This is a genomic window from Bradyrhizobium sp. SZCCT0153 (assembly GCF_018129995.1).
Taxonomy (GTDB): Bacteria; Pseudomonadota; Alphaproteobacteria; order Rhizobiales; family Xanthobacteraceae; genus Bradyrhizobium; species Bradyrhizobium japonicum_G.
This window is the reverse complement of sequence record NZ_JAFCKS010000001.1, coordinates 84,386-106,854: the sequence shown is the minus strand read 5'-3', so window position 1 is coordinate 106,854 and position 22,469 is coordinate 84,386. Positions and strand designations below refer to the sequence as shown.

The window sequence follows — 22,469 nt, the reverse complement described above, 5'->3', positions numbered from 1 at the left end:
CGTCCTGGCGTTGGGGTTTTCACCTTAACGACAACCCCAGTTCCTGCCCCGACGGGGCATTTCGCTGTCGCCTCCACCAGCCCAACGCGCTAGATTTGCAGGGAAAATGAGAGCGGGCGCGTTTGCGCCCTGGGAGAAGCACGCTCGCCATGCTGCACGACTGGGGCGTGATCGCCGCCGCTTTCGGCTATATCGGCTTCCTGTTCCTGGTGGCGAGCCATGGCGACCGCCGCTCGCCGGCCGGGCGCGGCCGCGCGCCGGGGCTGATCTATCCGCTGTCGCTGGCGATCTACTGCACCTCCTGGACCTTCTTCGGCTCGGTCGGCTTTGCCACCCGCACTTCGACCGACTTCCTCGCGATCTATGTCGGCCCGATCCTGATGATCGGGCTCGGGGCCGGCGTGCTGCGCCGAGTGATCCAGCTCGCCAAAGCCCACAACATCACCTCGATCGCCGACTTCATCGGCGCGCGCTACGGCAAGAGCCAGGCGGTGGCGGCCACCGTGGCGCTGATCGCGATCATCGGCTCGGTGCCCTACATCGCGCTCCAGCTCAAGGCGGTCGCCTCCTCGCTCGAAACCATCCTGAGCGAGGACCAGGCCTTCTCCCACATCCCGATCCTCGGCGACATGGCGCTGATGGTGACGCTGGCGATGGCGGCCTTCGCCGTGCTGTTCGGCACGCGGCAGACCGACGCCACCGAGCATCAGCACGGCCTGATGCTCGCGGTGGCGACCGAATCCATCATCAAGCTGGTCGCCTTCCTCACCGCCGGCATCTTCGTCACCTTCTGGATGTTCTCGCCGCACGAGCTGATCGAGCGCGCGATGAAGACCCCGGAGGCGGTTCGCGTCATCAACTATTCGCCGTCGATCGGCAACTTCCTGACCATGACGCTCCTGTCGCTTTGCGCGATCATGCTGCTGCCGCGCCAGTTCCACGTCAGCGTGGTGGAGAATTCCTCGGACGCCGAGGTCGGCCGCGCGCGCTGGCTGTTCCCGCTCTATCTCGTCGCCATCAATCTGTTCGTGATTCCGATCGCGCTCGCCGGCCTCGTCAGCTTCCCGTTCGGCGCCGCCGATCCGGACATGTACGTGCTGGCGCTGCCGATGGAGGGCGGCGCGAACCTGCTCAGCGTTGCCGTCTTCGTCGGCGGCCTGTCGGCGGCGACCGCGATGGTGATCGTCGAATGCGTCGCGCTCTCCATCATGGTCTCGAACGACCTTGTGGTGCCGCTGGTGCTGCAACGGCGGCCGGAGGGACGCACCGGCGGCGCCGATTTCAGCGACTTCCTGCTGCGCTCGCGGCGGCTCGCGATCTTCGCCATCATGGTGATGGCCTATTTCTATTACCGTGCCCTCGGCAACACCCAGCTCGCGGCGATCGGCCTGCTCTCCTTTGCCGCCATCGCCCAGCTGGCACCAAGCTTCTTCGGCGGGCTGCTGTGGCGGCGCGCGACCGCGCGCGGCGCCATCGGCGGCATGCTGGTCGGCTTCGTGGTGTGGCTCTACACGCTGTTCGTGCCGAGCTTCATGGATACCTCGACGACGGGCATCCTGCTGCTGCTGCACGGTCCGTTCGGGATCGAGGCGCTGCGGCCGCAGGCGCTGTTCGGCGCCGACCTGCCGCCGCTGATGCACGGCGTCATCTGGTCGCTGTCGCTCAACATCCTGACCTATGTGCTGCTATCGCTGGCACGCCGGCCGTCCTCCATCGAATTGGTGCAGGCCGATCTGTTCGTGCCCAACACGCTGGCGCCGATCTCGCCGAACTTCCGCCGCTGGCGCACCACCGTCACGGTGCAGGACATCCAGACCACCGTTGCGCAATATCTCGGGCCCGACCGCGCGCGGCATTCGTTCGAGGCGTTCTCCGCGCGGCGCAATGTGCGGCTGGAGCCCGGGGCGCCCGCCGATTTCGAGCTGCTGCAGCACGCCGAGCACCTGATCGCCTCCTCGATCGGCGCGGCTTCCTCGCGACTGGTGATGTCGCTGCTGCTGCGCAAGCGGACCGTGTCGGCCAAGGCCGCGCTGAAACTGCTCGACGATTCCCATGCGGCGCTGCATTTCAACCGCGAGATCCTCCAGACCGCGCTCAACCATGTGCGCCAGGGCATCGCGGTGTTCGATGCCGATCTGCAACTGATCTGCTCCAACCGGCAGTTCGGCGACCTGCTCAACGTTCCCCCGCATTTCATCCAGTTCGGCACGCCGCTCCGTGAGATCCTGGAATTCATGGGCGTAAGCGAGCCGGCCGATCCGCTCCAGCGCGAGGCCATGCTGGAGCAACGGCTCGCGGCTTACACCACCGACAGCGAGCCTTATCTCGAGCGTCTGCCCGACCGCCACATGGTGATCGAGATTTTGACCAACCGCATGCCCGGCGGCGGCTTCGTCATCACCTTCACCGACGTCACGCCCACGTTCGAGGCGGCCGAGGCGCTGGAGCGCGCCAATGCGACGCTGGAAAAGCGGGTGCGCGACCGCACCGAGGAATTGACCCGGTTGAATTCCGAGCTGGCGCTGGCCAAGAGCGCGGCCGAAGACGCCAGCATCTCCAAGACGCGCTTCCTCGCCGCCGCCAGCCACGACATTCTGCAGCCGCTCAACGCGGCGCGACTCTACGTCACCAGCCTGGTCGAGCGCCAGCACAGCGGCGAGGAGACGCGGCTGGTCGAGAACATCGACGAATCGCTCCAGGCGATCGAGGAGATCCTCGGCGCGCTGCTCGACATCTCCAGGCTCGACGCCGGCGCGATGGCGACCTCGATCTCGAGCTTCAAGATGGCCGATCTGATGCGCTCGCTGGAGATCGAGTTCGCGCCGATCGCACGCGCCAAGAACCTGGAGCTGGTCTTCGTGCCGTGCTCGCTGCCGGTCGAGTCGGATCGGCTCCTGCTGCGGCGCCTGCTCCAGAACCTGATCTCCAACGCGATCAAATACACCCCGCGCGGCCGCGTGCTGGTCGGCTGTCGCCGCCGCGGCCCCTCGCTCAAGATCTGCGTGTACGATACCGGCGTCGGCATCCCCCCGGCCAAGCGCAGCGAGATCTTCAAGGAATTCCACCGCCTCGAGCAGGGCGCGCGGATCGCGCGCGGCCTCGGGCTCGGCCTCTCGATCGTCGAACGGCTGGCGCGCGTGCTCGACCACGGCATCGCCATCGACTCCAACGTCGGCGGCGGTTCGGTGTTTTCGGCGACCGTGCCGACGGCGAAGGCGATCACCCACACCGCCGCCGTGACCAGCGCGACGCCGCTGGCGCGCACGCCGATCGCCGGCGCCCTCATTGTCTGCATCGAGAACGACGCGGCGATTCTCGACGGCATGCGCACGCTGCTGAAGGCATGGGACGCCGAGGTGATTGCGGTGGCCGACCCTGAAGGCGCGATCGCCGCGATCGAAACTGCCGGCCGCCGTGTCACCGGCCTGCTGGTCGACTATCACCTCGATCGCGGCAACGGCATCGCCGCGATCCGCGACATCCGCCGCCGCTTCGGCGACGGCATCCCCGCCATCCTGATCACCGCCGACCGCAGCCCCGCCGTGCAAATGGCCGCGCGGGATGAAAAGGTAGCGGTGCTCAACAAGCCGGTGAAGCCGGCTTCGCTCCGCGCCCTGCTCGGCCAGTGGCGCACGCAGCAGATGGTGGCGGCGGAGTGAACCTCCGCACTCAAGGCGCAAGCCTCGTAAACACGTAGTCGCGGCCCTTGGCGCGGGCTTCGTGGCAGGCAAAGCAGGTGCGGTGCTGGGCCTCGTCGACCGGCCTGCCGTTGACGAAACGGCCAAAGCCCCAGCCGCCGGTGGCGGCATATTTCTTCGAATCCTTGACCATCACCTGGACGGTGGTGGCGGCGCCGGGAATCGTCGCGGACGCAAATTCGGGTGACTGCTTCCGCTTCCAGGCGCGCTTGACCAGAATGGTGCCGTCCGGGAACGGAAGTCTGCCGGCCTGATAGGCATCGATCGCGATCTGGTTGCCGACGACGGCGCGCAGCTCGTCCAAGGGGGCCGCCTCCTCGGCCGGCGCGATCAATTCCCACTGCCTGTAGCCTGGCGGGATCGTGACGCCGAAGATCGGCGAAGCCGCGGTGTCCTCCGCAAAAGCGATCGTGACCAGATACGGCACGCAGGTCAGGACTACGACGAGGAGGAGCACCGCCAGCACGATCATCGTCGGATAGGTTGGAAATCTGGTCGTCTCGGATTTCATGGTCTTCGTTTCATCGAGGTGCGGTCGCATGCGAGCGCTCGGTCCGGCCCGTGCCGGACCGAGCTGTCGAACAAATCCTCAAGCGCCGCCGTCGGCGTCGATGACGGCCTTGGCAAAGGCCTGCGGTGCTTCCTGTGGCAGATTATGGCCGATGCCGCCGGTGATCAGGCGATAGTCGTACCGGCCGGAGAACTTCTTCGCATAGGCGCTCGGGTCGGGATGCGGCGCGCCATTGGCATCGCCCTCCATCGTGATGGTCGGCACGTCGATGACGGGAGCTGCCGCGAGCTTCTTTTCGAGGTCCTCGTACTTCGCTTCGCCCTGGGCGAGCCCGAGCCGCCAGCGGTAATTATGGATCGTGATCGCGACATGATCCTTGTTGTCCAGCGCCGCCGCGCTGCGGTCGAAAGTCGCGTCGTCGAACTTCCACTGCGGCGAGGCGAGCTTCCAGATCAGCTTGGCGAAATCATGCGTGTACTTCTCGTAGCCGGCCCGGCCGCGCTCGGTGGCGAAATAGAACTGGTACCACCATTGCAGCTCGGCATGCGGCGGCAGCGGCGCGTTGCCTGCGGCCTGGCTGGAGATCAGATAACCGCTGACCGACACCAGCGCGCGGCAGCGATCGGGCCACAGCGCGGCGATGATGTCCGCGGTGCGCGCGCCCCAGTCAAAACCGGCAACGACCGCCTTCCTGATGTCGAGCTTGTCCATCAGCGCGATGATGTCGGAAGCCATTGCCGCCGGCTCGCCGTTGCGCGGCGTCTCGCCGGACAGGAAATGCGTCGAGCCGTAGCCGCGCAGATAAGGGATGATGACGCGATAACCGGCCTTTGCCAGAATCGGCGCGACGTCGACGAAGGCATGGATGTCGTAAGGCCAGCCGTGCAGCAGGATCGCGACGGGACCGTTCGCAGGACCCGCCTCGGCGTAGCCGACGTTGAGGACGCCGGCATCGATCTGCTTGATCGCGCCAAACGACGCATTCGTTGCCGACGCGCGCGGCGCTTCCGATTCCGCGCGAGCGAGGCCGATCACGCCGAGCCCGGCGGCGACGGTTCCCGCGGCGACGCCGAAAAACCGGCGCCGGTGCTGATTAATGATCCGTTTCATGGTGCTACCTCGTTGATGGTTGGTGGTGGTACGTCAGATCAGCGCGACCGTGACGTCGATGTTGCCGCGGACGGCCTTGGAATAGGGACAAGCCTGGTGCGCCTCATCGACGAGACCGCGCGCGATCTCGCGATCGAGACCGGGAAGGCTGACATCGAGGCGTGCGCTGAGCGAATAAGCGCCGCGATCGAGCACGAGATCGATCTCGGCATCGATCGCGCATCTCCTGGGAAGCTCGATCTTCCGCTTGCGGGCCGCGATTTCGATCGCGCCTTCGAAGCAGGCCGACCAGCCGGCCGCGAACAATTGCTCGGGATTGGTGCCGATGCCTACGACGCCCGGCGGCGACAGCTTGACGTCGAGGCGACCGTCGGAACTGCGCGACATGCCGTCGTGTCGCGCGCCGCTGGTGTGGGTCCTGGCCGTGTAAGGCAATTGTGCCGCTTGCGTCATGGAGGTCTCCTTGCCGTCGCGCAACTGACTAGCAGCGGCTGGCGCAGCACACCCGTTTGGACTTGTGAGAAGTTGTGAGGACCAGGTTTGCAGGGCCTAACGAGGGCTGCGTCCGCGGTCTGATGCCGATGCAGCGACGGCCTTGCCGATCGCGATCATCTGGCTATCCGGTCCTGTCAAAGGACCGAGTTTTCGCCATGACCGAGCCGGCCGGCACCGCAACGGGAACATTATCGTCCGGGCCATTCACCGTGACGCCGCATGAAAGGCTCGTGACGCGCGACGGCGTCGCGCTCCAACTCGGCGCAAAAGCCTTCGATACCCTGATCGCGCTGATGTCGCGGCCGAACGAGGTCGTCGGCAAGTGGGATCTGATGGCGCTGGTGTGGCCCGGCCTGACCGTCGAAGACACCAATCTGCGCTTTCACGTCGCAGCGCTTCGCAAGGCGCTCGGCGACGGCAAGGACGGCGCACGCTACATCACCACACTCTCCGGCCGCGGCTATTGCTTCGTGGCGCCCATTTCGCAGGTGGAAATCCCGGCGGAGCGGCGCCCCGTTGCGCAAACGGAATTGCCGCCCGTGAAACTGCCGAACCGGCTGCATCGGATGGTCGGCCGCGACGACGCGATCGCCGCCGTCTCGGACAGGCTGATCACCTCACGGTTCGTCACGATCACCGGCCCCGGCGGCGTCGGCAAAACCGCGGTCGCCGTGGCGATCGCGCGGGGCTCGGCTCAATCCATCCGCTTATCGTCCAACTTCGGGATTGGGCCACTGCGGACGAATTATTGAGCTGCGGCGCGGAGACGGGTTGGCCACCCGACACGGACCAATGTTTCATCTGGATCCGACATGGCAAATTCGTACATCCCCCACGGCTTGTCTTCGGGTGATTGCCGAAATTCGCGCGCCGCAGCGTCAACACTCTCAAGGTAGAGATAAAGCCCGAAAGGATTTCTGCCCGGTATTAGCCATCCCTCGACTGCGTCCGTCAAATGCAGATATCCGCCTTTTGAGTTCGACAGCATGCGATATGTGTCGGGTTCTCCCGGAGCAGGCCTTTGGCTCTCCGGGCGCGTGAAGCCCAATCGATTGTAGAACCGCTCCGACGCATCAAGGTCATTACACGGGAGGATCGCGATCAAAGATCCGGAAGGGCCCATTCATGCACTCCGACTCAATGCAACAGGTCTCGTCCGCTCTTCTCAAGGTCCGAAATTTGTCACCTTTAAGGTTGAAGTTCGCATTGGGACAGCCAGATGATCGCTCCGAGCGAAACTGTTCATATTTCGAACGAGCGAAATCATTCCGCTCTGCCCTCGGCATCGGAGATCCGCAACTTTGGAAGGTGAACGCCCTACCCCGTCGGGGTGCCCTGCTTCCATTGACCGCCCGCGATCTTCGCGGCGGCGATCACCGCCTGTGTACGGCTCTCGACGCCCAGCTTCTGCAGGATGGCCGAGACGTGCGCCTTGATGGTGGCCTCGGAGACGCCGAGCTCATAGGCGATCTGCTTGTTGAGCAGCCCCTCCGACAGCATCATCAGGACCCGGACCTGCTGCGGCGTCAGCGTCACCAGGCGGTCGCGCAGCTTTGTCATGTCCGGGTCGGCGGCGGCCGACAGGTCGGTGTCGGCGGGAACCCAGACGTCGCCCTCCATCACCTTGAGGATGGCGTCGCGCAGCGTCTCGACGCCGAAACGCTTCGGAATGAAGCCCGAAGCCCCGAAATCGAGCGAGCGACGGATCGTGGCGCTGTCGTCGGAGGCCGAGACGATCACCACCGGGATCGCCGGATATTGTGCGCGCAGATAGATCAGGCCGGAAAAGCCGGAGATCCCGGGCATCGAGAGGTCGAGCAGGATCAGGTCGACGTCGGAGGTCTGTTCCAAAAGCCCGGTCAGATCCTCGAACGATCCGGCCTCGTCGATCCTGGCCGAGGTCAGGACTCCCGCCACCGCCTGCCGCAGCGCGTCGCGGAACAGAGGATGGTCATCGGCAATGACGAGATGTGTGGAAGGAGCGCTCATCGTTCTCTTGCTGTCGTTCGCGCCGGGCGGCGAGTCAACGCTGGGGGCAGCTCAATTCTTCCCTGAGCGGCCGTGGCATGCAAGTGCACATTATCCCTTTGCTGCAAAGGGGTTAATCCCGAGCCTTCGCGCATCAGACCGGCCCCCGATACCGCACGTTCAGCTGCGCGTCAGTGCGAAAGGCCGAAAGTCGTATTGGGGCGGGTTTCACGGCAATGTTACCTTGCGGGCAAGACCTGGGTTGATCTGGCATGGCCGGACATCCGGGGCGCGAGGAAACGATTTTCGGGGAGCGACTCAACATGTCGACAATGGCTGTATCTCAAGCCCGCGCCGGAGGGATGACGAAGGACGAACGATTCGTCATTCTCGCCTCCTCGCTTGGTACCGTCTTCGAGTGGTATGATTTCTACCTCTACGGTTCGCTGGCCGGCATCATCGGCGCGCAGTTCTTCTCGGCCTACCCGCCGGCCACCCGCGACATCTTCGCGCTGCTGGCGTTCGCCGCGGGCTTCCTGGTGCGTCCGTTCGGCGCGATCGTGTTCGGCCGCGTCGGCGACATCGTCGGCCGCAAATACACCTTCCTCGTCACCATCCTGATCATGGGTCTGTCGACCTTCATCGTCGGCCTGCTGCCCAACGCGGCAACGATCGGCATCGCGGCCCCGATCATCCTGATCGCGTTGCGCCTTGCCCAGGGCCTGGCGCTCGGCGGTGAATATGGCGGGGCGGCGACCTACGTCGCGGAGCACGCGCCGAACGGCAAGCGCGGCTACTACACTTCCTTCATCCAGACCACCGCGACGCTCGGCCTGTTCCTGTCGCTGCTGGTGATCCTGTTCACGCGCTCCGCCCTCGGCGAGCCCGAATTCGCCGCCTGGGGCTGGCGCATTCCGTTCCTGGTCTCGGTGCTGCTGCTCGGCGTCTCGGTCTGGATCCGGCTGCGGCTGAATGAATCGCCGATCTTCCAGAAGATGAAGGACGAGGGCAAGAGCTCGAAGGCCCCGCTGACGGAAGCTTTCGGCAACTGGCAGAACGGCAAGCTCGTGCTGCTCGCGCTGCTCGGCGGCGTGATGGGCCAGGGCGTGGTCTGGTACACCGGCCAGTTCTATGCGCTGTTCTTCCTGCAATCGATCCTGAAGGTCGACGGCTACACCGCCAACCTCCTGATCGCCTGGTCGCTGCTGTTCGGCACCGGCTTCTTCATCGTGTTCGGCATGCTCTCCGACAAGATCGGCCGCAAGCCGATCATCCTCGGCGGCTGCCTGATCGCGGCGCTGACCTTCTTCCCGATCTTCAAGATGATCACCACCAACGCCAACCCGGCGCTGGAAAAGGCCATCGAGCAGACCAAGGTCGAGGTGGTGGCCGATCCCAAAGGCTGCGGCGACCTGTTCAATCCGGTCGGCACCCGCGTCTTCTCTGCACCTTGCGATACCGCACGTGCCTATCTGTCCCAGTCGTCGGTCAAGTACTCAACCACGCCTGGCCCGGCAGGCTCCGGCGTGAAGGTGATGGTCAACGGCAAGGAAATTGCCTACGCCAACGCCAAGGACGGTAACGCGGCGGTTCTCGCCGCCGTGCAGGAGGCCGGCTATCCGAAGACGGGCGACGCCGGCATCGTGAAGATGGCGCATCCGTTCGACATCTTCCGTCCGCAGGTCGCGGCGGTCATCGGGCTGCTGTTCATCCTGGTGATCTTCGTCACCATGGTGTACGGCCCGATCGCCGCCATGCTGGTCGAACTGTTCCCGACCCGTATCCGCTACACCTCGATGTCGCTGCCCTACCACATCGGCAACGGCTGGTTCGGTGGCCTCTTGCCTGCGACCGCCTTCGCCATCGTGGCCTCGACCGGCGATATCTATGCAGGCCTCTGGTATCCGGTCATCTTCGCCTCGATTACCGTCGTGATCGGCTTGTTCTTCCTGCCCGAGACCAAGGACGTCGACATCAAGTCGACCTGATCGACAGCACCGATCGACAACACGAACCGGCCGCGGTCTTTCGCGGCCGGTTTTGTTTTGAGCTCCGGATTCTTTGTTTTGACGCGTTTTCTTCACGCGAACCGGTATCCACTTCGCTCGAAAACGCTCTACTGATTGCTGCCGATGAATTGGAGCACGACCTCGCGCCGGTGCGGACGCTTGCGGTGCTCGATCAGATAGATCGCCTGCCAGGTGCCGAGCGCGAGCTTGCCGTTCAGGACGGGCACCTGCAGCGACGCCCCCGTCAGCATCGTCTTGACATGCGCCGGCATGTCGTCGGGTCCCTCGGTATCATGCGTCCATCCGGCGTTCTCCGGCGCGAGCCGGGACAGCGCCGTGGTGAGGTCGACGAGCACCGAGGGGTCGGCGTTCTCCTGGATCGTCAACGACGCCGAGGTATGGCGGACGAAGAGCGTCAGCGCGCCGTCGCGCGCGCGGGCCTCGGCGACGAATTTCGCGGCTTCAGCGGTGAGATCGGTGAAGCCGCGCCCTGGCGTCTGCACGGTCAGCAGCGACGATGCGATGGTAGTGGCCTGCACTGACGATGGCGCCGAACGTGTGAGGCTTTTCTCAGTTGTCATTCAAACTCTCAAATCCTGCCCGACACGTCCTTCTGCACCCGGTTGGCCATGTCGATCAGCCGGCGCCAGGCCTTTTCCAGGAACGACATCACGCGATCGACGTCCTGGTCGCTCGGCAGCGGAATCTCGATCTTGCGATCGCCCTCCGCAACCTTCGGCTCCGTCTTCTTGAGCGGATCCGATTTGGGCAACGCCTCGTCGATCTTGCCTGATACGGTCGGGCCGGCCGCGAGCTGTCCCTTCAACTTCTCGACTTCGGCCTGGAGCCTGCCGATCTCGGCGTCCAGCGCAGAACGTTCGTCGGGCACCGCGTAGCAGGCCCAGCCGGCGCCGTTCCTGGTACAGGTCGAGACCGTGCCGGTGCGCGTGTCGAGCCGCAGCACGCCCTCGGGGATGGGAGTCATGCTGAAGCGACCGTTTTCGCTGTCGGGGGCCGGTTGCGCGGCACCGAGGCCGCCGCTGATGGTCATTGCCGCGACGAACGCCGCCGCCGCAAGCCATGAAGTTGTGGATGAATTCGCAGGTCTCATCGCGCTCTCCGCCACGACGCGCAGGTGGCATTCCGGCAGATTCTACACCCCGGCAAGACGATCTGCCGCCCAAAACCCCCACCTGACATGAACGATCGCGGCGGCCGCTTTGATCCCGGCAGCAGGGCGAAATGGCGATGGCATTCGCCGATCATGCGGAGAGCTGCTGCGGTGCGGCGTCACGCCGTGTACAGCGCCGCCGTGCACGCCAATATCGTCAAATAAATCAGATACATAATTGAAATCGACACAATCGTGACTTGGCTTGACTTGATTATGGGCCATCAGTATGGTCCGCGCGGCTTTTGAGGGTGGCGGGCGTAATTTCCATTCAGCCGCGTCGTTTCGGGTCTTCGTTGCATGGCACAGGGCACGGGGCACGGCGAGAATGGAGATCGCGATAGATCGTCCGAGGAAGCTGCGCTTTCCGAACGGCTCGGAAATCTTGACCAGCGGTTGTCCGAATTTCGCGGCCGCCACGTCAAGACCGAGCAACCCGCAGGTGACGGCGAAGACAGAGCGGCCAGAGCTTCGGCTATGGCGCTTGGTTTCCGGTTATCCTCCGAGTTGGTCGCCGGTGTCGTTGTCGGAGCGGGGATTGGCTGGGGGTTCGACCGCTTGCTGTCGACGTCGCCTTTCGGATTTATCGTGTTCCTGCTGCTGGGCTTCGTGGCCGGCGTGGTGAATGTGGTGAGAACGGCGGGCGCGGGTCAAAACAGGCGCGGTGGTTCTTAAGCGATCCGCACGGAGAGGAATGATCGTGCCGGCATCGCCGGTACGGGCCGGCCCGGCCGGCAGACCGAGACCCGCCGGCATTGCCCGGCAGACCAAGAGATGCCGCGCTGATGAAAATCGACCCGATCCACCAGTTCAACATCGAGCCTCTCTTCACCCTGGGCCATATCGGCAATCAAACGATCGCCTTCACCAATTCGTCGCTCTACATGCTGGTGGCGGTCGCGATCATCTCGATCCTGATGCTCGCCAGCGGCACGCAGCTGGTTCCCGGGCGCCTGCAGTCGGTCGCCGAGATCTCCTACGAGTTCGTCGCCTCGACCATCCGCTCGACGGCCGGCTCGGAAGGCATGAAGTTCTTCCCGCTGATCTTCTCGCTGTTCATGTTCATCTGCGTCTCGAACCTGGTCGGCATCATCCCCTACACCTTCACGATCTCGAGCCATCTGATCGTGACGGCAGCCCTGGCGCTCCTGGTCTTCTTCACGGTCCTGATCTACGGCGTTGCCAAGAACGGCCTGAAATTCTTCTCGATCTTCGTGCCCCACGGCGTCCCCGGCTACATCCTGCCGCTGGTGATGTTCATCGAGATCCTGTCGTTCTTCCTGCGGCCGGTCTCCCACAGCGTCCGTCTGTTCGCCAACATGCTGGCCGGCCACATCGCGCTGAAGGTGTTCGCGGGCTTCGTGGCCATGCTCGGCTTCTCGCTCGGCGCGCTCGGCTGGGTCGGCGGCGTGCTGCCGCTGGCGCTCACGGTCGCGCTGTACGCTCTCGAGATTCTGGTCGCGTTCCTGCAGGCCTATGTGTTCGCGATCCTGACCTGCATCTACCTCAACGACGCCATTCATCCGGGACACTGAGCAGTCCGGGGAATTTCCACCCAAAACCCAATCTTTCTTCCAAGGAGTCTAAAATGGATCCGGCAGCAGCAAAACTTATCGGCGCGGGCATCGCATGCATCGGCATGGGCGGCGCGGGCGTCGGCGTCGGCGTGATCTTCGGCAACTACCTCGCCGCGGCCGTTCGCAACCCGTCGGCCGCTCAGGGCCAGTTCGGCAACCTGATCTTCGGCTTCGCCGTGACCGAAGCGCTCGGCATTTTCTCGCTGCTGATCGCGCTGCTGCTGCTGTTCGTTCCGCTCTGAGGACGACGTTCTTCGCGCCGCTTCAACCGAAGCGGCGCGCATGACAGCAACAGGAGTACTCCATGGCTGAGAGTCATGGCGGGGCGAAGGGTCCAGCGGCGGGCGCCCATACCGGGGCCGAAGGCGGTCACGGTGGCGGCTTTCCGCCGTTCGAGAGCAGCACCTATGCTTCGCAGCTGGTGTCGCTCGCGATCTTCTTCGTCGTGCTTTATGTGGTCGTGTCCAAGCTCGCTCTGCCGAAGGTCGGCGGGGCGATCGAAGCGCGCCAGAACAAGATCGAGGGTGACCTCAACGAGGCACAGGCGCTGAAGGACCAGTCCGCCGCGGCGCTGAAGGCCTATGAAAGCGAACTCGCTGCGGCGCGTTCGCGGGCGCAGGCGATCGGCAACGAATCCCGCGACAAGGCGAATGCGCAGGCGGAAGCCGAGCGCAAGGCCCTGGAAGAGCAACTGGCGGCCAAGCTCGCCGGGGCGGAGAAGACCATCGCCTCGACCCGCGCCGCCGCCATGAGCAACGTCCGCGGCATCGCGGCCGATGCGGCAGGCCAGATCGTGCAGCAGCTCACCGGCGTCGTTCCCGACGCTGCGTCAGTCAATGCAGCGGTCGATGCGACGCTGAAAGGTTAGTCGAGATGTTCTTCGATCCTGAAACCTGGGTCGCCATCGCCTTCGTGATCCTGATGGTCGTGTTCGGCTATCTTGGGGTCTTCAAGTCGGCGATGAAAGCGCTCGATCACCGTGCCGACCGCATCAAGGCCGAGCTCGACGACGCGACGCGCCTCAAGCAGGAGGCGGCCAAGGTGCTCGCCGACTACAAGGCGCGCACCGCTTCGGCCGAGCGCGAGGCCGCCGACATCATCGCCAACGCCAGGAGCGAAGCCGAGCGCATCGCGATCGAGGCCAAGGCGAAGGTGGAAGATTTCGTCGCCCGCAGAACCAAGACCGCGGAGAGCAAGATCGCGCTCGCCGAGGCCCAGGCGCTGGCCGATGTCCGCGCCGCAGCCGCGGAGGCCGCCGTCCAGGCCGCATCCACGATCCTGTCGCAGTCGGTCAGGGGCCAGGTCGCCGACGATCTGCTCGCCAAGGGCATCACCGAGGTCCGGCAGAAGCTGAACTGACGGATTTCGCCTTCACCAATCAAGAAGCCGGCGCGATGAGCGCCGGCTTTTTTGTTTGTCGGGCTTGTTCTCGTGTCCCGCACGCGAGACCGACCCTACTTCTTCTTCGCCCGCGCCTTCGGCTCGGGCGAGAGCGCCTGCGGATCGAAGCCGACATAGAAGATGTAGGAATCAGCGTCCTTGGCCGAAGGCATCGGATAGGCCATATCCTCCGCGACGAAGGTGAAGGGCACGCTGCCGCCCTCCGGCATCTCGACCTTGGTCCGGTAGGCCTTGGAGGCGATCACCTTCTCGCCGACACCGCCCTGCACCACGGCGACGCGCAGGGGCACCTCGACGGTCGCAGGCGCGCCGGCGGGGCCGGCGATGACGCGGCCCTGGATGCCGATCCGGGCGGTGATATCGCCGCCATTGCGGGCGCATTCGCGCGCCATCTTGGTGATGGTGGCCTGGAAGCGGATCTCATTGCCGACGGCCGGCTTGCCGGTGACACCGACCGCGTAGGTGGAGGCCCCGGCACGCACCGTGACCTGCGGGCAATCGAGGTCGTCATTGGCCGCCGGCTGGCCGGGCGCAGGCGCCGGCTTGCTCTGGGCCGGCTCGTCGGAGCTGCCGCCGAACAGGCCCTTGAAGCGGTCGGTCAAGGACTGGGCCGCCACCGGCGAGACCGAGGCGAGCGCGACCGACAACGCCAGCACGGCCGCTGCCCGACGCGACGCATTCCGCGAAGACCGAAGCTCATTCACCATCGACACCCGTACTCCATGACAACCATCCGGCCGAGCGCCGGCCGGGCTTGCGCGTTATATCGCCAAAATCGGCGAACCCAAGGCGCAACCGGGTCGCCCCAAAGAGACTTTCACATGAATGGACGGACTCAGCCGCGGAAATCCTCGTGCAGCAGGCCGAACAGCAAATGGTCCTGCCAGACCCCGTTGATGCAGAGATAGCGGCGCGCCAGGCCCTCACGGGAGAATCCGCACTTTTCCAGCACCCGGATCGACGGCGCATTGGTGGGAATGCAGGCGGCTTCGACCCGGTGCAGATTGAGCTCGCCGAACAGCGTCGGCAGCAGCACCCGCAGCGCGGCCGTCATGTAGCCGCGATGGGCATGGGGCTTTCCGACCCAGTAGCCGATGGTGCCGGCCTGGACGATGCCGCGCCGGACATTGGCAAGCGTGATGCCGCCGACCATGGCGCCGTCGAGCTCGCGGAAGATCAGGAAGGGGTAGGAGCGGTCCCCGGCGATGTCCTCGGAATAGCGGCGCAGGCGGCGGCGGAAACCGGAGCGGGTGAGATCGTCCGACGGCCAGATCGGCTCCCAGGGCGTGAGGTAGTCGCGGCTGGACTCGCGCAAATGCGCCCACTGCAAGAAGTCCGACATCTGCGGCGCGCGCAGCAGCAGCCCGTTGCCGCGCGGCGCGAGGGCGGCGGGTCCACTGGATGGCAGGCGAAAGAGAGCCATGGTGATGCTTCCCGAGGCGGGTCAGCCCGTACGCGGCGGCTCCTAATGCAGCCGCGCCTTGGCGCGTGCCCGCGTCAATCCTTCCGCAAAAGACACCGCCGTGTCCAGACCCCTGCCACTGCCTAATGCGACAACCGCAGGCCGGCTCCGCGACAACAGAGCACGCGCAGCATCCCGGGTCGATTCGACACTGACGGCGTCGATCCGGGCCACCAGCTCCTCGACCGTCTGGGGCCGGCCATAGGCCAGCACGTGGCGGGCGAGCTGCTCGGCCCGCGAAGAGCAGCTCTCCAGCGCCATCAACAGGCCCGCCTTCATCTGCGCCTTGGCCCGCGCGATCTCCGCCTCGGTCAGAGTCTCCACCGAATCGTTCATGATGTCGACCACGACCTCCATCATCTCCGGCGCGTCGGCCGGATCGGTGCCGGTGTAGAGGCCGAAGAAGCCGGTATCTGTATAGGGGGCGTGAAAGCTGTAGATGGAGTAACAGAGGCCGCGCTTCTCGCGCACCTCCTGGAACAGCCGCGACGACATCCCGCCGCCGAGGATGTTGGTGAAAACTTGGAGCGAAAAAAGAGACAAGTCGCTCTGCGGCACGCCTTCGAGCGCCAGCGTCAGGTGCGCCTGCTCGAGCTCGCGATGCACCACCTTGGTGCCGCCCTTGCCGAACTGGGCTGTCTGCGGCTTCGGGCCCGGCGTCCCCTCGAAACTCGCAAAGCGCTGCTCGACCTCGGCAACCACCTGCTTGTGATCGACTGCGCCTGCCGCCGCCACGACCATGTCGGGGCCGCGATAATGCGTCGACAGATAGCCGCGCAGCATGTCGCGGTTGAAGGCGCGCAACGTCTTGGCCGTACCCAGCAGCGAACGGCCCATCGGCTGGTCGGGATAGCAGAGCTCGTTGAGATGCTCGAACACGACATCGTCCGGCGTGTCCTGCGCGGCGCCGATCTCCTGTACGATGACGTTCTTCTCGCGCTCGAGTTCGTCGGGCTCGAAGGCGGGATTGGCGAGGATGTCGGCGAGCACGTCGAGCGCGAGCGGCACGTCGGCCTTCAACACCCGCGCGTAATAGGACGTGGTTTCGGTCGAGGTGCCGGCGTTGAGGTCGCCGCCGACCGCCTCGATCTCCTCGACGATCTCGCGCGAGGAGCGCTTCGTCGTGCCCTTGAACGCCATGTGTTCCAGAAGGTGCGAGATGCCGTGCTCGTTCGGCTTTTCGTCGCGGCCGCCGACGCCGGCCCAGACACCCAGCGCCGCGGTCTCGAGATGGGGCATCTTGTCGGTGACGACGGTCAGGCCGGAGGCAAGCTTGGAGATCTCGACGCTCATCCGGCAACTCCCTGTTTTGCGGCGCGGCTGACCGACAGCACGAACCGCTCGACCTCGGCCTGATCGTTCTTCATCACCTTCCTGTGTTCGGATTTGGTCATCAAACCGTCGAGCCAGGCCGGCAGTTGCGGCCGCTGGCCGCAGGCCGCTTCGACCGCATCCGGGAATTTCGCCGGATGGGCCGTGGACAGCACGATGCTGGGAACCGTCGTGTCGGTGGTATCGCGGTCGGCGACAGCGAGCGCCACTGCGGTATGGGGATCAACCAGCTCGCCCGCCTCGCGCCAGGCGGCGCGGATCGCGGCCGAGGTCTCGGTCTCGTCGGCGCGGCCCGCGTCGAACTCCTCGCGGATCGCGGCCAGCGTCGCATCGGGCAGCACGAAGCGCCCCGACTGCTTCAGCGAATCCATCAGACGGCGCACGCCGGCGGCATCGCGCCGGCCGGCCTCGAACATCAGCCGCTCGAAATTCGAGGAGATCTGGATGTCCATCGAAGGCGACGCCGTGGCGTGTACCTCCCGTACCTCGTAGATGCCGGTCTTCAGCGTACGCGCCAGAATGTCGTTGACGTTGGCGGCGATGCGCAGGGTCCGCACCGGAAGGCCCATGCGCTTGGCGACATAGCCGGCAAAGATGTCGCCGAAATTGCCGGTCGGCACGACGAAGTCCACCGCGCGCGCCGGCGCCCCGACGGCAACGGCGGAGGTGAAGTAGTAAACCACCTGGGCGACGATGCGCGCCCAGTTGATGGAATTGACGCCGGACAGCGAGGTCGCGTCGCGGAAGCGATGGTTGTTGAACATCGCCTTCACGAGTGCCTGGCAATCGTCGAAATTGCCTTCGATGGCGAGCGCGTGGACATTGGCCGCGCCCGTCGTCGTCATCATGCGCTGCTGCACCTCGGAGATGCGGCCGTGCGGGAACAGCACGATGAGATCGACATTCTCCAGGCCGGCAAACGCATCGACAGCGGCGCCACCGGTGTCGCCGGAGGTCGCGACCACGATGGTGGTGCGCTGGCCGCGCTTGGCGAGCACATGATCCATCAGCCGCGAGATCAGCTGCATCGCCACGTCCTTGAAGGCGAGCGTCGGACCGTGGAACAGCTCCAGCACGAACTGGTGCGGCGCGATCTGGCGCAGCGGCACCACCGCCGGATGTCGGAAGGTGGCATAGGCCTCGTTGGCCATGCGGCCGAGCTCGGCGTCCGTGATCTCGCCGCCGGCGAAGGGACGGATCACGTCGACCGCGACCTCCCAATAGGGACGACCGAAGAAGCCGGCGATGGTTTCAGTCGACAGTTGCGGCCAGGTAGCCGGCACATAGAGGCCGCCGTCACGGGCAAGCCCGGTCAGCATCACATCGCAGAAGCCGAGTTCGGGGGCCTCCCCCCGGGTCGAGATATAACGAGTCAAACTGCCCTCCAAAGGCCGGCCGAGCCGGGCTCGATCCGCAAGCCTTTGATTTTACGAAATTACTTGTCAACAGCCAGAGGCTTTGGGCCACCATAAAGTGTTTTGTGGCATCGGGAAACCGCTTCGCGCCAAGACCTTTTCATCGACAAGGGCCGCTCAACGAAAAAGGCCACCCCAACGAAAAAGGGCTGCGGCGATGCCGCAGCCCTCTCTCCTGGAAGGTCTGTCGTTGACGTTTGCAGACCAGTTTGCCGGGCGCGGGTCGCGGACCCGCTAAAACTGTGGACGCAAGCTTTCGTCGCCTGTCACGAAACCGTCAAGGGCGAAAACGGCGAATGCGAGAAGATGTTCCTATTTTTCCCGTCACGGGTCGTGCACCGGGGAACGCCTCCGTGCAGCCGGTCGTCGCGTCTTGCCGCTATTTCCCAGGCAACGGGCGATTCAGGGAACGAATGCCACCTCAACCCATTGTGTCGGCGGTTGGGTGGCGGCGCGATCCATGCATTGCCCGGCTGAGCGCCGAGACCTGTCCGACCCGCCGAACCGGCAGCATCCTGGAGCAGCCGGTTCGGCGGCGGAAAATCAGTTCATTCCAATTTCCACCGCGATCCTGATCAGGTCGGAATGGTTCTTGGCACCCAGCTTCTGCTTGAGCAGGGACGTGGTGTTGGCGACGGTCTTGTAGGAGATACCGAGGGCCTCGGCGACCTCCACGATCTTGTCGCCTCGCCCCAGCAGGCGAAGGATCTCGAGTTCGCGCGGCGTCATCTGCGAGGCCGGATTGGCCTTGATCGCCGCGCCGGAAAACGTCACGGCTTCCGCAAGCTGCGGCGAGATGAAATTGTCCCCCGCGACCACCTTGCGCACCGCCTTGAGCAGGATCCTGGGATCATCGCCCTTGGAGACATAGCCCTGCGCCCCCAGCTCGACCGCCCGCACCACGAAGGCCGGGTCTTCGTTCATGCTGAACATGATGATCTTGGCGTCCGGATCTTCCTTGCGGATGCGTCGCATCAGCTCGAAGCCGGAGACGTCGGGCAGGCTGATGTCGATCACCGTGACGTCGGGCCGCTTGCTGACATAGGCGCGATGCCCGGATTTGGCGTCGGTCGCCTCGTCGATCCGGATCGAATGATCGGAAGCGAACAGGGTGCGGCAACCTGACAGCACCACGGGATGGTCGTCGACGATCAGGATCCTTGTCGCCGGCCTGGCAGTATCTTGCATCGCGCGCTCTCTCGTTTTTCGACTCATAGACCGACGGGAACAAATGGAAAGAGCAAATTCCGCCGATGCGCGTTAGAATCGACCTAATGTGGCAGCGACTCTCGTTCAGGGCCCAATTGTTTCTCCCTCTCGGTGTGATGTTCATCACGGCGTTGCTCATGGGCGGCGTCCTGCTGCATGCCTTCACGATCGGCCAGCTCGCCGAAGAGAACGAGCCGGCGCTGCGATCGACCCGGGCGGTGGCGGAGGCCCTGAACAGCGCCCTGCGTTCGTCCGGTAACCCGCGCAGGACCTTGGACGACTTCGTCCGGATGCTGGACACATCCTCGGATATCCAATTCCGCCCCGTGGGGGCTGGTTCACCCTCGTTGGCGCCGAGGCCTCTGCACGGCCCGCCGAAATGGTTCGTCGATCTCCTCACCATCCCGGACCTGCATATCGCATTTCCCGTTACCGTCGACGGCCAGCACGCCGGCAACATCGTGTTCACGCCAGATCTGTCCGCTGCTTTGTTCGAGAAGTGGGTCGGCTTTCTCGCGCTTTCCGGCTTCGTTCTCGCGCTCATCGGACTGACGGCGATCATTGCCTACGTCCTTGCGGGCTCGGCGCTACGCCCCCTGCAAGATCTTGGCGACGGTCTCACGCGGTTACGAAGCGGCGACTACGCAACGCCGATCCCGATAGCAGGACCACCGGAAATACGTCAAAGTTGCGAGGAAGCCAATGCGCTCGCCGCGACGCTCGCGCAACTGAGCCAGGACAATCGCGACCTGTTGCACCGCCTGGTGTCGCTCCAGGACGACGAGCGGCGCGATCTCGCCCGCGATCTGCACGACGAGCTCGGCCCGCTGCTGTTCAGCATCCGCGCCGGCACGATCGCGTTGGTCGAGGCCTCACCGCCGGTGGGATATCTCGGCAATTCGGCCCAGGAGGTGCTGCAATCGGTCGAGGCGCTCCAGCAGACCAACCGCCGCATCCTCGAGCGGCTGCGGCCGCTCTATATCGAGGAATTGGGCCTGGAGACCAGCGTGCAGACGCTGCTCCGGAACTTTCGCAAGCAGGCCCCGCATATCGGCCTGACGGCCACGGTCGATCCTGACCTCAACGGGATCGACGGGCCGCTGGCCCAGACCGTCTATCGCGTGATCCAGGAGGCGCTGACCAACGTGCTGCGCCATGCCGCAGCACGCAATGTCCATGTGCAGGCCGCCGTCTCCGACGACGCGCTCGTCATCGAGATCTCCGACGACGGCGCGGGATTTCCCGAAGACAACGTCTTCGGCCGGGGCCTGACCGGCATGCATGAGCGCGTGCGTGCACTCAGCGGATCGCTGTCATTGCTGCGTGCGGATGAACGAACCTATGTGCGTTGCCGTCTGCCGGTGCAGACGACGCGCGACGGGCCGGCGCAGAGCTAGCACGCGCAGCCGTGATGCGCGTGCTGTCGCGCCGGCACGCACAGCGTGCTGTGGATCTTGCCTTCCGCACTGAAGCGAAACGTGGCGTGAACGCGCAGCGAGCCTGCGACGGAATATTCGAGATCGACGCCGTTCGGCACGGGATGGATCTCCTCGAGACCGAAGCCGGCCAACGAGAATGCGCTGAGCCGCGGCCCCCAATAGGTCTCGAGCTCGAAGCGGCCGCGATAGCTCTGCGTGCCGTTGCAGGTGCATTCGACCTCGGCGTCGTCCGCATAGAGGTCGAGCAGCGTCGCGAGGTCGCCCTTCCTGCAGGCGTCCACCCAATCGACGACAATTCCCATCTGATCGAAATCGCTCACGGCAACATCCTGTCTGCCGCGAAATTTTGCGCTGCGGCCCAGGACCACACTCGTGAATGTGCGCCGAATAATATACCCCGGGCGATACCGGGTTCCTTCCGGGAACCTACGGGGAATTCAACTTGAGCGCCGTCCCTTCACCCAGACGCCGAAAGCGATCAGCACCGCACCGGCAAGCGCAAACCATGTGATGGCGTATTGCAAATGATCGTCCTTCAGATGCACGTCGAGCGCTCCGGGACGCGGAATGTTGTTGTCCGGCGCGGGTTGCTCGAGATCGACATAGAACGGCGCGACCGCGCCCCAGCCGAGCGTGCTTGCGATCGCCGCATGATCGCGCACGAACCAGAGCCGCTTGTCGCGATTCTCCGCCGGCGTCAGCCAGCCCGGCGCCTCGGGGAAGCGCAGATAGCCGGTGAGCGCGACCGCCTGCCCCGTGACGAGCTTCTTGACCGCTCTATCCTCGACGCTGCGGTCCTGCATCGTGTTCTCGACGAATCCCGCATCGATCACGACCGTCTCGCCGGTCGTAAGGCGCGCCGGCAGGAAGGCCCAGGTGCCGGGACCGGAGGCGTCCTTGCGCACGGCGGACCCGGGGGAATAGACCATCGCATCGGGCAAGGGCGCATAGGTCGCGGTGAAGCTGACGCGGCGGAATTCATCGAGCGCGGGATCGAGCGCGGCCCATCGCGCCGGCGACGGCAGGGCGACCGGTGCCTCCGCAAGACGCTCGGTGAGCGCGGCGATCAGCTCGTGCTTGGCGAGGCGGCGCTGCAATTGCCAGACACCGAGCGCGACGAACACCGCCATCAGGAAAAGCGTGAACAGCGCGAAGCCGGCCACGCGAGGCTTGCGCGCCGTATCGGTCATTTCGCGCGGTCGACCAGCCGGCCCGGCGCCGCCTTGTGGTGGAATTGCAGCGCGATCAGCAGCGACTTCATCGCGCGCAACGGCAACAGCGTGGTCGCCAGGATCAGCGGCAGCCACAGCACGGCATGCAGCCAGTACGGCGGCTGGTATTTGACCTCGACGATGAGCGCGCACGCGACAACGATCCCGCCGGCCAGCATGATGATGAAGATGGCAGGGCCATCGCCGCTGTCGATGAAGGCGTAATCGAGGCCGCAACGGTCGCAGGAAGGCGCCAGCGTCAGGAACCCCGCATAGAGCTTGCCCTGGCCGCAGCGCGGGCATTTGCAGGCGAGCCCCCGCATCGCACTCTGCAGGACGGTCGTCTTGGGCTCGGAGGTGTCAGAGGTATCGTTCATGATGAAAGAGTCTAGCATAGTTTCCGCCAAAGCTTCCGGCGGCCTGAAAGCGAAAGGGCGGCCCTGCGGCCGCCCTTTCTGATC

Annotated in this window: 25 protein-coding genes; 9 read left to right on the top strand and 16 right to left on the bottom strand. The window is 64.9% G+C overall.

Annotated elements, in window-relative coordinates:
- Positions 1–149 precede the first annotated feature (149 nt).
- Positions 150–3,659 (top strand): PAS domain-containing hybrid sensor histidine kinase/response regulator, encoded by a 3,510-nt coding sequence (locus JQ572_RS00510; RefSeq protein ID WP_211381045.1) that lies wholly within the window; start codon positions 150–152, stop codon positions 3,657–3,659.
- A gap of 10 nt (positions 3,660–3,669) precedes the next feature.
- Here the strand turns inward: JQ572_RS00510 and JQ572_RS00505 are convergent, their stop codons facing one another.
- From JQ572_RS00505 to JQ572_RS00495, 3 genes are all read right to left on the bottom strand, one after another.
- Positions 3,670–4,170 (bottom strand): cytochrome P460 family protein, encoded by a 501-nt coding sequence (locus tag JQ572_RS00505; RefSeq protein WP_211382368.1) that lies wholly within the window; start codon positions 4,168–4,170, stop codon positions 3,670–3,672.
- Between the two features lie 117 nt (positions 4,171–4,287).
- Positions 4,288–5,319 carry an alpha/beta fold hydrolase gene (locus tag JQ572_RS00500; RefSeq protein WP_211381044.1) on the bottom strand — a complete coding sequence of 344 codons (1,032 nt, stop codon included), beginning with the start codon at positions 5,317–5,319 and terminating at the stop codon, positions 4,288–4,290.
- 33 nt (positions 5,320–5,352) lie between these two features.
- Complete coding sequence (locus JQ572_RS00495; RefSeq protein WP_211381043.1) at positions 5,353–5,772, bottom strand: organic hydroperoxide resistance protein; 420 nt, start codon at positions 5,770–5,772, stop codon at positions 5,353–5,355.
- Positions 5,773–5,969: 197 nt separating this feature from the next.
- Here JQ572_RS00495 and JQ572_RS00490 point away from each other — a divergent pair, with 197 nt between their 5' ends.
- On the top strand, positions 5,970–6,566 hold the full coding sequence (locus JQ572_RS00490) for a winged helix-turn-helix domain-containing protein (protein ID WP_249128782.1): 597 nt from the start codon (positions 5,970–5,972) through the stop codon (positions 6,564–6,566).
- Here the strand turns inward: JQ572_RS00490 and JQ572_RS35390 are convergent.
- Positions 6,560–6,937: a VOC family protein gene (locus JQ572_RS35390; protein WP_349643079.1), complete on the bottom strand. Its 378-nt coding sequence runs from the start codon at positions 6,935–6,937 to the stop codon at positions 6,560–6,562. The genes JQ572_RS00490 and JQ572_RS35390 overlap by 7 nt on opposite strands.
- A 194-nt stretch (positions 6,938–7,131) precedes the next feature.
- Positions 7,132–7,803, bottom strand: a complete 672-nt coding sequence (locus JQ572_RS00485; protein WP_211381042.1) for a response regulator — start codon at positions 7,801–7,803, stop codon at positions 7,132–7,134.
- Positions 7,804–8,144: 341 nt separating this feature from the next.
- Here JQ572_RS00485 and JQ572_RS00480 point away from each other — a divergent pair, with 341 nt between their 5' ends.
- Positions 8,145–9,770 (top strand): MFS transporter, encoded by a 1,626-nt coding sequence (locus tag JQ572_RS00480; protein WP_211382367.1) that lies wholly within the window; start codon positions 8,145–8,147, stop codon positions 9,768–9,770.
- A 128-nt stretch (positions 9,771–9,898) separates the two neighbouring features.
- Here the strand turns inward: JQ572_RS00480 and JQ572_RS00475 are convergent, their stop codons facing one another.
- The 3 genes from JQ572_RS00475 to JQ572_RS00465 are packed head-to-tail and all read right to left on the bottom strand — an operon-like array spanning position 9,899 to position 11,187.
- The gene (locus JQ572_RS00475; RefSeq protein ID WP_211381041.1) at positions 9,899–10,372 is read right to left on the bottom strand and encodes a secondary thiamine-phosphate synthase enzyme YjbQ; all 474 of its coding nucleotides are present in this window, start codon (positions 10,370–10,372) and stop codon (positions 9,899–9,901) included.
- Between the two features lie 8 nt (positions 10,373–10,380).
- On the bottom strand, positions 10,381–10,902 hold the full coding sequence (locus tag JQ572_RS00470; protein ID WP_211381040.1) for a hypothetical protein: 522 nt from the start codon (positions 10,900–10,902) through the stop codon (positions 10,381–10,383).
- Positions 10,903–10,944: 42 nt separating this feature from the next.
- Positions 10,945–11,187: a hypothetical protein gene (locus tag JQ572_RS00465; protein WP_211381039.1), complete on the bottom strand. Its 243-nt coding sequence runs from the start codon at positions 11,185–11,187 to the stop codon at positions 10,945–10,947.
- A 75-nt stretch (positions 11,188–11,262) separates the two neighbouring features.
- Here JQ572_RS00465 and JQ572_RS00460 point away from each other — a divergent pair, with 75 nt between their 5' ends.
- From JQ572_RS00460 to JQ572_RS00440, 5 genes are all read left to right on the top strand, one after another.
- Positions 11,263–11,637 carry an AtpZ/AtpI family protein gene (locus tag JQ572_RS00460; RefSeq protein ID WP_211381038.1) on the top strand — a complete coding sequence of 125 codons (375 nt, stop codon included), beginning with the start codon at positions 11,263–11,265 and terminating at the stop codon, positions 11,635–11,637.
- 110 nt (positions 11,638–11,747) lie between these two features.
- Positions 11,748–12,497, top strand: coding sequence for a F0F1 ATP synthase subunit A (locus JQ572_RS00455; RefSeq protein WP_211381037.1), 750 nt, complete (start codon positions 11,748–11,750; stop codon positions 12,495–12,497).
- A 53-nt stretch (positions 12,498–12,550) separates the two neighbouring features.
- Positions 12,551–12,781 carry a F0F1 ATP synthase subunit C gene (locus JQ572_RS00450; protein WP_007599451.1) on the top strand — a complete coding sequence of 77 codons (231 nt, stop codon included), beginning with the start codon at positions 12,551–12,553 and terminating at the stop codon, positions 12,779–12,781.
- A 62-nt stretch (positions 12,782–12,843) separates the two neighbouring features.
- The gene (locus JQ572_RS00445) at positions 12,844–13,407 is read left to right on the top strand and encodes a F0F1 ATP synthase subunit B family protein (RefSeq protein WP_211381036.1); all 564 of its coding nucleotides are present in this window, start codon (positions 12,844–12,846) and stop codon (positions 13,405–13,407) included.
- A 5-nt stretch (positions 13,408–13,412) separates the two neighbouring features.
- Entirely contained in the window at positions 13,413–13,898 is a 486-nt protein-coding gene (locus JQ572_RS00440) for a F0F1 ATP synthase subunit B family protein (RefSeq protein ID WP_211381035.1), read from the top strand.
- 95 nt (positions 13,899–13,993) lie between these two features.
- Here the strand turns inward: JQ572_RS00440 and JQ572_RS00435 are convergent, their stop codons facing one another.
- The 5 genes from JQ572_RS00435 to JQ572_RS00415 all read right to left on the bottom strand — a co-directional run bounded on the left by JQ572_RS00435 (position 13,994) and on the right by JQ572_RS00415 (position 19,337).
- The gene (locus JQ572_RS00435; RefSeq protein WP_211382366.1) at positions 13,994–14,647 is read right to left on the bottom strand and encodes a hypothetical protein; all 654 of its coding nucleotides are present in this window, start codon (positions 14,645–14,647) and stop codon (positions 13,994–13,996) included.
- Between the two features lie 128 nt (positions 14,648–14,775).
- Positions 14,776–15,363, bottom strand: coding sequence for a GNAT family N-acetyltransferase (locus JQ572_RS00430; protein WP_211381034.1), 588 nt, complete (start codon positions 15,361–15,363; stop codon positions 14,776–14,778).
- 42 nt (positions 15,364–15,405) lie between these two features.
- Positions 15,406–16,695, bottom strand: a complete 1,290-nt coding sequence (locus JQ572_RS00425; RefSeq protein WP_211381033.1) for a M16 family metallopeptidase — start codon at positions 16,693–16,695, stop codon at positions 15,406–15,408.
- On the bottom strand, positions 16,692–18,110 hold the full coding sequence (gene thrC, locus JQ572_RS00420; protein WP_211381032.1) for a threonine synthase: 1,419 nt from the start codon (positions 18,108–18,110) through the stop codon (positions 16,692–16,694). Before thrC ends, JQ572_RS00425 begins: the two co-directional genes overlap by 4 nt.
- A gap of 582 nt (positions 18,111–18,692) precedes the next feature.
- Entirely contained in the window at positions 18,693–19,337 is a 645-nt protein-coding gene (locus JQ572_RS00415; protein WP_211381031.1) for a response regulator transcription factor, read from the bottom strand.
- 86 nt (positions 19,338–19,423) lie between these two features.
- On the opposite strand from JQ572_RS00415, the gene JQ572_RS00410 reads away from it, so the two are divergent.
- Complete coding sequence (locus tag JQ572_RS00410) at positions 19,424–20,755, top strand: ATP-binding protein (protein WP_211381030.1); 1,332 nt, start codon at positions 19,424–19,426, stop codon at positions 20,753–20,755.
- On the opposite strand, the gene JQ572_RS00405 is transcribed toward JQ572_RS00410, so the two are convergent.
- The 3 genes from JQ572_RS00405 to JQ572_RS00395 form a co-directional block, all read right to left on the bottom strand.
- Entirely contained in the window at positions 20,752–21,117 is a 366-nt protein-coding gene (locus tag JQ572_RS00405) for a nuclear transport factor 2 family protein (protein WP_211381029.1), read from the bottom strand. The genes JQ572_RS00410 and JQ572_RS00405 overlap by 4 nt on opposite strands.
- A 117-nt stretch (positions 21,118–21,234) precedes the next feature.
- Positions 21,235–21,987: an SURF1 family protein gene (locus tag JQ572_RS00400; RefSeq protein WP_211381028.1), complete on the bottom strand. Its 753-nt coding sequence runs from the start codon at positions 21,985–21,987 to the stop codon at positions 21,235–21,237.
- The gene (locus JQ572_RS00395) at positions 21,984–22,385 is read right to left on the bottom strand and encodes a DUF983 domain-containing protein (RefSeq protein WP_211381027.1); all 402 of its coding nucleotides are present in this window, start codon (positions 22,383–22,385) and stop codon (positions 21,984–21,986) included. The genes JQ572_RS00400 and JQ572_RS00395 overlap by 4 nt, the downstream gene beginning before the upstream one ends.
- Positions 22,386–22,469: the final 84 nt, after the last annotated feature.

Excerpts from the sequence above, each read along its gene's own strand:
- JQ572_RS00510 (WP_211381045.1), top strand. The coding sequence starts at position 150 with ATGCTGCACGACTGGGGCGTGATCGCCGCCGCTTTCGGCTATATCGGC.
- JQ572_RS00505 (WP_211382368.1), bottom strand. The coding sequence starts at position 4,170 with ATGATCGTGCTGGCGGTGCTCCTCCTCGTCGTAGTCCTGACCTGCGTG.
- JQ572_RS00500 (WP_211381044.1), bottom strand. The coding sequence starts at position 5,319 with ATGAAACGGATCATTAATCAGCACCGGCGCCGGTTTTTCGGCGTCGCC.
- JQ572_RS00495 (WP_211381043.1), bottom strand. The coding sequence starts at position 5,772 with ATGACGCAAGCGGCACAATTGCCTTACACGGCCAGGACCCACACCAGC.
- JQ572_RS00490 (WP_249128782.1), top strand. The coding sequence starts at position 5,970 with ATGACCGAGCCGGCCGGCACCGCAACGGGAACATTATCGTCCGGGCCA.
- JQ572_RS35390 (WP_349643079.1), bottom strand. The coding sequence starts at position 6,937 with ATGGGCCCTTCCGGATCTTTGATCGCGATCCTCCCGTGTAATGACCTT.
- JQ572_RS00485 (WP_211381042.1), bottom strand. The coding sequence starts at position 7,803 with ATGAGCGCTCCTTCCACACATCTCGTCATTGCCGATGACCATCCTCTG.
- JQ572_RS00480 (WP_211382367.1), top strand. The coding sequence starts at position 8,145 with ATGACGAAGGACGAACGATTCGTCATTCTCGCCTCCTCGCTTGGTACC.
- JQ572_RS00475 (WP_211381041.1), bottom strand. The coding sequence starts at position 10,372 with ATGACAACTGAGAAAAGCCTCACACGTTCGGCGCCATCGTCAGTGCAG.
- JQ572_RS00470 (WP_211381040.1), bottom strand. The coding sequence starts at position 10,902 with ATGAGACCTGCGAATTCATCCACAACTTCATGGCTTGCGGCGGCGGCG.
- JQ572_RS00465 (WP_211381039.1), bottom strand. The coding sequence starts at position 11,187 with ATGGCCCATAATCAAGTCAAGCCAAGTCACGATTGTGTCGATTTCAAT.
- JQ572_RS00460 (WP_211381038.1), top strand. The coding sequence starts at position 11,263 with ATGGCACAGGGCACGGGGCACGGCGAGAATGGAGATCGCGATAGATCG.
- JQ572_RS00455 (WP_211381037.1), top strand. The coding sequence starts at position 11,748 with ATGAAAATCGACCCGATCCACCAGTTCAACATCGAGCCTCTCTTCACC.
- JQ572_RS00450 (WP_007599451.1), top strand. The coding sequence starts at position 12,551 with ATGGATCCGGCAGCAGCAAAACTTATCGGCGCGGGCATCGCATGCATC.
- JQ572_RS00445 (WP_211381036.1), top strand. The coding sequence starts at position 12,844 with ATGGCTGAGAGTCATGGCGGGGCGAAGGGTCCAGCGGCGGGCGCCCAT.
- JQ572_RS00440 (WP_211381035.1), top strand. The coding sequence starts at position 13,413 with ATGTTCTTCGATCCTGAAACCTGGGTCGCCATCGCCTTCGTGATCCTG.
- JQ572_RS00435 (WP_211382366.1), bottom strand. The coding sequence starts at position 14,647 with ATGGTGAATGAGCTTCGGTCTTCGCGGAATGCGTCGCGTCGGGCAGCG.
- JQ572_RS00430 (WP_211381034.1), bottom strand. The coding sequence starts at position 15,363 with ATGGCTCTCTTTCGCCTGCCATCCAGTGGACCCGCCGCCCTCGCGCCG.
- JQ572_RS00425 (WP_211381033.1), bottom strand. The coding sequence starts at position 16,695 with ATGAGCGTCGAGATCTCCAAGCTTGCCTCCGGCCTGACCGTCGTCACC.
- JQ572_RS00415 (WP_211381031.1), bottom strand. The coding sequence starts at position 19,337 with ATGCAAGATACTGCCAGGCCGGCGACAAGGATCCTGATCGTCGACGAC.
- JQ572_RS00410 (WP_211381030.1), top strand. The coding sequence starts at position 19,424 with ATGTGGCAGCGACTCTCGTTCAGGGCCCAATTGTTTCTCCCTCTCGGT.
- JQ572_RS00400 (WP_211381028.1), bottom strand. The coding sequence starts at position 21,987 with ATGACCGATACGGCGCGCAAGCCTCGCGTGGCCGGCTTCGCGCTGTTC.
- JQ572_RS00395 (WP_211381027.1), bottom strand. The coding sequence starts at position 22,385 with ATGAACGATACCTCTGACACCTCCGAGCCCAAGACGACCGTCCTGCAG.